Here is an 8,132-nt window from a genome sequence, read left to right as displayed (position 1 = left end):
AGGTTTTGGTGATAGAAATTTCATTTTTATATCACCATGAATAATTCAGGTTTATTATATGATTTTCGATAATTCTATCTAACCTTAATTTAAGCATAGGATACATCTCGTTAACTAAATCATGGAATTCCTTTGTCGATGAATAATTATCAAAATAGTTATATCTATCTTCTGGTGAATTTCCTTTTAGTAAATTTTCTTTTTTAAAAGCAAAAAATAGAATCAATATTGTTTTAATCGAATTAGAAAAAATTTGATTTAATAAATAATCATAGAACTCTATATTTAAATCTTCTTTATCCTGACTTTTATTCTCAAGATACTTGTCCAAATAGCTTTTCACATAACCTTCAAATTGAAACTGTTTACCTCTCAATACCCTTCACCTACTTATTAAATTCTTATTCTAAAATTATTATATTGGAAATATAACTATTCTCACCCTTTTGAATAGACTTTTCCTTAGTCAATTTGAAATTATCTTCTATATCATATAGGCATATTTTTTCTTGATTTCCTACTACCAGATAATTCTTTAATATACCTGCAAGTTCTGTTTTATTTTCCAAGTCTATAACTCTAACAGCCTGACAATCTTTATCTAATACAGTTAAGGTATTACCTTCATTTATTACTAAATCATTGTGTGTAACAATAATATTATCTTTATATAATAATATGTCATTAGGATAATACTCACCAGTATTTATAGCTTCAACCTTATTAGAATTCAGAGATATCTGCAGTATAATATTACTTGGTTCATCTTCTTTTGTTATCATTACTCCTGTATAAAGAGAGTCTTCATCATGCATAAATTTATATTGACTAGTACCATACTTAGTAATATCTTTTTTATCTATTAGCTCTAAATCTTCATTATAAATATATAAGTTTAATTCAGGCGATATCGTAGATAAGTTTGAACTAAATGCATAAATTTTTCCTCTAACTGCAGTCAAACCGCTTATATACTCATTATTTAAAATAATTTCTTCTAATTCGTTATTAAATTTATTTAATCTACTAATATATGTATCACCATTAAAAGTATTTATGGTATAAATATAATCTCCACTTACTGCTACACCGTTTAATCCTATTTGATTAATAGTATACTCTTTTATCTTCATATCTTTTTTATTTATACTTATTACCTTTTTACTATCTTTTTTATTTCCTAATCCTTGTGGAATCATATATACTTCATCTTTAGTATATACTGGATTATTAAAAACAGTACCTAACATTGCATATTTAAGTTTTTGTTCTGAAACCTTATTTAAATTATCATCATACCAATGAATGATACTTTTATATTCCATAGCTGTAGTCTCTACAACTCCAATTCTTACATTGTGACTATTTGTACTTTTCAAAGTATTTATTTTTCCATTACATCCCATCATAGCAAAAAGAAAAAATATAATTCCAAAGAAACAAATATATCTCTTCATAAAACTCACTCCACCTTTAACTTTAAATAAGGGGTCATATAGACCCCTTTATCTAATAACTTATATTTACTTTTCGTATAATAAAGAAGTATTATTACTATTTACTAATTCCATAGGGTGAACTGCTGCTCCAAAATCCGATGTATCCAAATTAATTCCAAAATTATCTAAAAATGCTGCATATACTAGCTGAGAACAATAGAATTTATCCCTTGTACTAGAATTTAAGTAATTCCAATTATACGGTTTCCCTATTTGTCTATAGCACCAATTTGCCGCTTGTTCATCTTCTGATATGGTGGTTCCTTTTACAGTTAATCCATAGCAAGTCTTTCTTGTTTCATACCAATCATTTTTACCAGTTATTACTCCTTCACCTAACGACTCTACTACTGTTCCATGACTATAAACAATAGCAGCATGTCCAGTAGGAATAATACCTTTAAATTTATCTTTTGTTACTAATATGGCACCTTTTCTTCTAGGATAGGTCCCTGATAGCTTTGCACTAATAGAAAGTCCTTTTCTCTCACCTAACTTATCAAACTCTAATTCTTTTTGTTCAACTTCTTTTTCTATTCTAAGTAATTCCTTCTCCGTAAACACTTGCTCGGCAGATAGATGTTTATCTCTCTCAGCTGCTAAACTAGCATTCGGTATTAATAATATCAAGGCTAAAACTATGGCTGATATACTTTTCATAAATCTCTTAAACATATTATCCCTCCTAATTTAAAACCTATTGATGTTTTCCGTCTCCGCACATGATGTTGTTATATTGTAATATGTATATCTAAGTATGTCAGCTAACTTTTGTCTATTTTTTGATTTTTTACATAAAAACTTCGAGCATCTAATCAGATACTTCCTTTAGCACACTGTTTCCTTTGAAAAAATAAAATAATCAGATAGAGTATAAATGTAATTATATCTAAAATTAGTCCCCATGAACTTACAACTATTAGTTATTAAAAATAGACTGCATATTTTTCCCCAATGCTTTTAACAATTCTTTTGGCAACTTTTCTATTTGTTCACCGATCGTTACACCATGTGGATGTTTATATCCTTCATTCCATACAAAGTTAAATAGTCTTTCATTTGTTTTGCTATTTGCTCCTATTTGAAATGCATAAATCTCCACACTTTTAGACAATAGCTCTTGTACAGCTTCTTTTGCTAATCCTGGAAAACTTGATGCTCCATCTGTAATTTCGAAGATTATCTTTATTTGTTTTCCTTTTTTTATTTCCCTTTCCTGTATGGGTGTAATTCTATTGGATATTTCTTTAAGACAACTTGCATCATCAGTAGCTCCATCTGTTGCATCTAGCTTTACTATTGAACGAATTATATCACTTTTTTCTTTTTCCCTTACATTCTTATCATTGAATTCCTTAACATTATAATACTTACTGCCGAAAAACCAAGTTTCACTTAGGACTTCTACTTTTTGATTTAATTGTTCTGCATTACTTTTTAAATATCGATTAAAATCATCTATTGATAACAATGTAACGGCTAAAGCTTTTCTAGCAGCCTCAATTTTTGACTCATTCATTGAGCCTGAATTATCTATTACAAATGAAATCTCTATTCTTTCAGGTAATACATCTGTCTGAGACTCCAATAGATACCTACTAAAAACTGGAAGGTTCTTATAATTTCCCTTCTTCTCAGCTTCTACAAAATCTGGATAAAACTTAATAAAGCTGTTAACATCTAATTTTCCCTTTATTTGATTATCTTTTTTTACACCTATTTCTTTTTTTGCATCCCCTATTAACTTTCTCCAAAATTGACGCATTTGTTCTCTCTCTGATTTCATTTTATTTGAATAATACCAAAACAATTGTTGATCTGATTGACTAATCCCATAAGATTTCAAATCCACCTTACCTTCCATAGTATTCTGTATACTGATACTTATCTCATCTTGTTGTTCTAGTATTTCTTCCAGAATCTTTTTTTCTTCTTCCTGAGTAGATTCCAGAGAATCTGGTATATCATCTGATTTGGATTGCTCAAAAGGATTTTCGCTTCCTTTAACTTTCTCTTTTTGCTGTTCCTTTGATTTGTAAAACACCATTTCATCAATTTCTTGTTTCCATAATTGTTCAAACTTTGGAAATATAAAAGAACGAATGAATGGATCTCTTTCTATAATTCCTTGGTCATTATTTATTTGTCTGACTAATTGATAATGAATGAAATCAAAAAATGGTTCATTAAAAATTTTCCTATCAAATGAATTCCTAACAGTTCCTTCTATTTTAGGCACAATTTTATATAATTCAATAATTAAAAAACTATTTACAAAAGCTCTATGTTTAGGCATTTGGTCAATTGATTCAATAGTTTTACCTATTTTCTTCATATATGAAATAATCTTTTCAAAATTTTCTTCATCTCTATATATGGGACACATCTGTAAGACCCTCAGAAAAGCTGTGTATTTATCTAACAGATGTAGAAAATCAAGGACTTCTTTTCTCACATAATTAGAAATAATCTTAGGTTCATATGCAGGGTCTTTTTCCTGCCCCTCTTTTTTTATCCTAGCCAAAATATATCCTGTCATTTCATCAATTTCTTTCTGCCAATCTTTTTTTCTGTTTAAATATTTTTTAGTTTGCTTCTTCCAGTCAGGATATAAGGCTAGTCCATAGTAAATATGCCACATGATTTGATTATCATCTAGTTTTCGATCTAAAAAACTTTCTAAGGGTAAGTACAAAACTCCTTTGGAAGGGTCTAATAAAAATCTTTCTAACTTTGACTCAGGAACATACATTAGACTAGAATCTCCAGTAAATGTTGCCAATGACCGTTGTTCTTTTTGTAAAAATTCTTCGCAGTGTTTTTTAGATTCTTCAATTAAAGTTTGTTCATCTAAATCAAACATATTCATCCCTCCTATTGATATAGTGGCAAATACCATAAATCTTTCGGTGTATCAATTCGATCAATATCCAAGAGATTTAATTTACCTTCTATATCCATAAGCATATATTTTGAAATACTTAGTTTAAAGACATTTGTAAAAAAAATATCTTTAATAGTTGCATCTTCACTTAGATACCAATTTCCAAAATTCTCTTCAAATAAGTATATGATTCCATCTTCACTTAAAACTATGGCTGTACCTTTTTTAGATTGAATATCAAACAAATTGCCTTCTAAACCATTCAATTCTACCTTTATGGTTTTTGGCCCTTCATGCAAAGAAAATATTTTAAGTTGTCCTTTATCCCCTACCACCATAAGGGAATCCTTATTACCCTTTTCATTTTCCAAAAATTTAATTTGCCTTATTTCATCATTTAAAAAATCAAATTCTTCTATAATAGTAAATTGTCTATCCTCATATTTAATAAAATATAATTCTCCCTTCTTTGTTCCAACTGCAAAATAATTATCATCTATTTTTTCTAGTACAGTCCAATCTGAAATATTTAAATAGATATCTTTATGAAAAATCAAATGATATTCATCCTTTTCCTTTACTATTTCAAACAAAGTTAAGATATTTTCTCCATTTTCCATTACAAATAAATTGTCTCTAATTCCTAAGCATCTTCCAAATCCATTAAAATTATAATCTATTTGAATCTTTTCAACTTTAACTTCTTCATTATTAGGTAGTTGATTAAAATCATCATTTGAAATTATATAGCATCCCCCCATGACCCCTAAAAGTAAAATTTCTTTATCATTCAATTTATAAATAAATGAAATTGTTTCCTTTATTTTTTTAATAGGAGGACTCCATTCTACTTCAAGTTGATTATAATCAAAAAAATCCTCTGAAACATTTATATAAAAAAACTGAACTTTACTCTCTATACTACTTGCAATAAAAAGATTTTTATTAATTCTCAGTGTACTTTGCAAAAAACTATCAAAGTTAAAAGCTCCTAGTTGCTGTATCGGATTTATTTTCATTGAAGTCTTTTTAATGTTTTTTCCATAAACTCTGTAATAAGGAATTAAGTCAGTTAATATCTTTTCTTCCATTTGTAAAAGGCTATCTAATTCTTCTTCAAAGTCATCATCTAAAATCCCACTTTCTTGACATTCATTTAGTTTTTTTCTTAGTTCTTTAACTTGACTCTTAAAATATTCTCCATCCACAGACAAATTTATCTTCATCTTTCTCCCTCATTATCTTCTAAGTAGTCAATTAAATTTTTTGAATGCTCTAAATGGGATAATTGTTGATCTAGATTTTGATATTTTTTTATGTCTATTCGCATTGAATCATGAATATCCATCTTAAAATTTTCTATTAATTCTTTTGGGAAATTTTTTCTAGGAGTTCCTTTCCCAAATATCAGATGAACTACATCTAAATAACTTAAGGTTTCTATTGCTGGACGAACATAGTGATATGGGCTAGTACGGATCTCTTCATATGTTGTCGTTGCTTCTCCTACGCCTTTTGTCTCAATCTTCCATCCTTCACTTATAGGAAAGAATCCAAAACGTACTGCCTGTGAGAGAATATAGTTTTGATCATCAGCATAAGTGATTGAACTAATGAAGCCATCCCACAAAGCTTTACTTAAGTCTTTTTCCTCTCCTTGATTCCAATTATCTAAAACATGTAAAATATTTCGTATTGATAATACAGACTCTCTCAACTCTAGTTCATCCATTCCAGAGTCCTTTTGAGATTCATCATCTTTCCACTTACCCATAAAAACATTTTGAGTAACTTTACATAATTGAGAAAATCTAAACAATTCTTCTAATGTCCTTTTGGAATTAGGAATATGAATGTTTCCATTTTTATCAGCTAATCTTGCTATTATTATTCTAAAAAGTTCATTTTTCTCTGGAGACTCTTGATCTTCTAATGAACCAGTTGTCTTTTGAGGCACATAATTGTATTCAATAGTTACAAAACGTGATTTAAATGCCGGATTTAGTTCGTTTGTTCCTTCATAATTGACCATTTGAGTTGATAAATTTCCTGTACCTATAAATCCAAATCCAGGTTTGATTAAAACAGGACCAACTCCTGTAATATAAGCTGTATTTCCTGCGTGACTCTGTAATATATCATTTAAAGCAATTAGATTTTGCATAGCAATAGTATTTAATTCGTCTATAATTACAGTACGTCCCTCTTTTACCGCAATTAAAATTTCTCTTTCTATCTTTTTGATTTCAGTACCAAAAGCACTATTACTTGCCACTAATAAATCAGAAAAACTTTTCCATATTTGAATCTTAAGCTGTAACTGTTCTTCATCAGTCATCTCATCTAGTTTTTCTTTGTGCTCATCCATCCATTCATAAAAATCTCCTACAATCATATTCAGATAATCTGAAAAAGAGCCTTTAGAAAAACTATGTTCTAGAGACAAAGTTTTCTCTACAAACATATCTTCATAGGTTAAATTATGTGAGCCTGATATAAATAGAGGCTGTAAAGCTTCTATCTCCTCTTCAGTTCCATTAGTTAAAATATTTTTATAATGAAGTTTTCTTTCTTCGTTAAATTCTCTAAATTTCTCAATTGCATCTTTTTCTATGGCATTTAAATTTTTTAAAAACCATTTCTCCATTTTATTTTCTAATTCTCTTTGTATTTTATTTTCAATAGTAAAATCCAAGGCTGATTCAGTTGCTAATTGTGTTTTCCCACTTCCTAAATGTCCTACAATATATACAGGAACACCTAAGTTCAATGAATCTATTACCTTTTGTTTTGCTTCAACTACATAAGGTACAGTTACTAATCGCTGTTGATGTTGGGTTTCTATATCTTTTATTAATTGCCGTCTATAATAAAATTCCCATGCTTCTGCCGAATCTTCTATAATCATCTTTAATTCTTTTTCCAATTTTTTTATAGAATCAACCCGATATCTTGTAGCTGAATTACTACTATAATGGCCGTAATTATTACTTTCGCTGCTAACTCTTCTTTCCCAGCGAAGAAAAAACTTTTCATATTCAATTAAATTTTCAATTTTTTGTATCTTTTCTCCCTTGCTTTTTCTTTCTTCTTCTACATAAGCTTTGTATTTTTCGTAATAAACATTATTTCTTTTAGTATCAGGAGGAATTTTCGCGTCCCTTTCTTCTGATTTTCGAAAAGCTTTAAAAAATGATCCCTGTTCTTTTATTTTTTCATTATTTTCATATTCCAATGATTCTGAGGATTCTCTTCGTAAATCATCTTCATACCAGCTTTGCATTTCTTCCATAGTAGGAATATAAACTTCCTTAAGTTTTTCTTCTTTCAAAGATGTTTCCTCCTTTGTATGATATCCTATTATATTTCTAATATATTATGTGACAATATGAATAACAAATACATATAAATTAAAATCCCGAATTTCAAAAAATCGGGATTTTAGTCAAATTATCTAATTTTAAATGTCATTAAATAATTCCATATTCTTTCAATAACTTTTCAATTTCTGTTCCTGATACTTGTTTTAAAATTTTACGTTTAGCCAATGGTGATAAATGAATCTCTGGTTTTTCTCCATCTAGTAAACATTTAACTGCATTTAGTAAATATCGGATATCATATCTAGAAGCATATACCTCTGGAACTCCCTTTTCAACTCCAGTCAAAACATATACTGCTTCCATAGCTGTACGTCCTGAATACTCAATAGTAAATACAGTATCACGTCCTGGGTCATCTAATGTTTC

6 protein-coding genes and 1 pseudogene are annotated in these 8,132 nt (G+C 28.7%); all 7 read right to left on the bottom strand.

Annotated features, from left to right (window positions below; translation table 11 throughout):
• Window positions 1–31: 31 nt before the first annotated feature.
• Entirely contained in the window at window positions 32–376 is a 345-nt protein-coding gene (locus ABWP20_RS17865; protein WP_353097696.1) for a hypothetical protein, read from the bottom strand.
• Window positions 377–401: 25 nt separating this feature from the next.
• Entirely contained in the window at window positions 402–1,457 is a 1,056-nt protein-coding gene (locus tag ABWP20_RS17860) for a hypothetical protein (RefSeq protein WP_353097695.1), read from the bottom strand.
• A gap of 66 nt (window positions 1,458–1,523) precedes the next feature.
• Window positions 1,524–2,174, bottom strand: a complete 651-nt coding sequence (locus ABWP20_RS17855; protein WP_353097694.1) for a YiiX/YebB-like N1pC/P60 family cysteine hydrolase — start codon at window positions 2,172–2,174, stop codon at window positions 1,524–1,526.
• A gap of 244 nt (window positions 2,175–2,418) precedes the next feature.
• Complete coding sequence (locus ABWP20_RS17850) at window positions 2,419–4,362, bottom strand: VWA domain-containing protein (protein WP_353097692.1); 1,944 nt, start codon at window positions 4,360–4,362, stop codon at window positions 2,419–2,421.
• Window positions 4,363–4,373: 11 nt separating this feature from the next.
• Window positions 4,374–5,609, bottom strand: coding sequence for a hypothetical protein (locus ABWP20_RS17845; protein ID WP_353097690.1), 1,236 nt, complete (start codon window positions 5,607–5,609; stop codon window positions 4,374–4,376).
• A complete protein-coding gene (locus ABWP20_RS17840) occupies window positions 5,606–7,714 on the bottom strand; it encodes a hypothetical protein (RefSeq protein ID WP_353097689.1) in 2,109 nt (702 codons plus the stop codon). Before ABWP20_RS17840 ends, ABWP20_RS17845 begins: the two co-directional genes overlap by 4 nt.
• 139 nt (window positions 7,715–7,853) lie before the next feature.
• Window positions 7,854–8,132: pseudogene (locus tag ABWP20_RS17835) on the bottom strand (oleate hydratase); the annotation flags it as partial.

Origin of the sequence: Tissierella praeacuta (assembly GCF_040396155.1) — a bacterium.
GTDB lineage: Bacteria > Bacillota > Clostridia > Tissierellales > Tissierellaceae > Tissierella > Tissierella praeacuta_A.
Note: the sequence above shows the minus strand (reverse complement) of the source record. Positions and strands in the feature narration are given on the sequence as shown.

Bases quoted from the DNA above. Each gene is read 5' to 3' on its own strand.
- ABWP20_RS17860 (WP_353097695.1), bottom strand. From the start codon at position 1,457: ATGAAGAGATATATTTGTTTCTTTGGAATTATATTTTTTCTTTTTGCT.
- ABWP20_RS17855 (WP_353097694.1), bottom strand. From the start codon at position 2,174: ATGTTTAAGAGATTTATGAAAAGTATATCAGCCATAGTTTTAGCCTTG.
- ABWP20_RS17850 (WP_353097692.1), bottom strand. From the start codon at position 4,362: ATGTTTGATTTAGATGAACAAACTTTAATTGAAGAATCTAAAAAACAC.
- ABWP20_RS17845 (WP_353097690.1), bottom strand. From the start codon at position 5,609: ATGAAGATAAATTTGTCTGTGGATGGAGAATATTTTAAGAGTCAAGTT.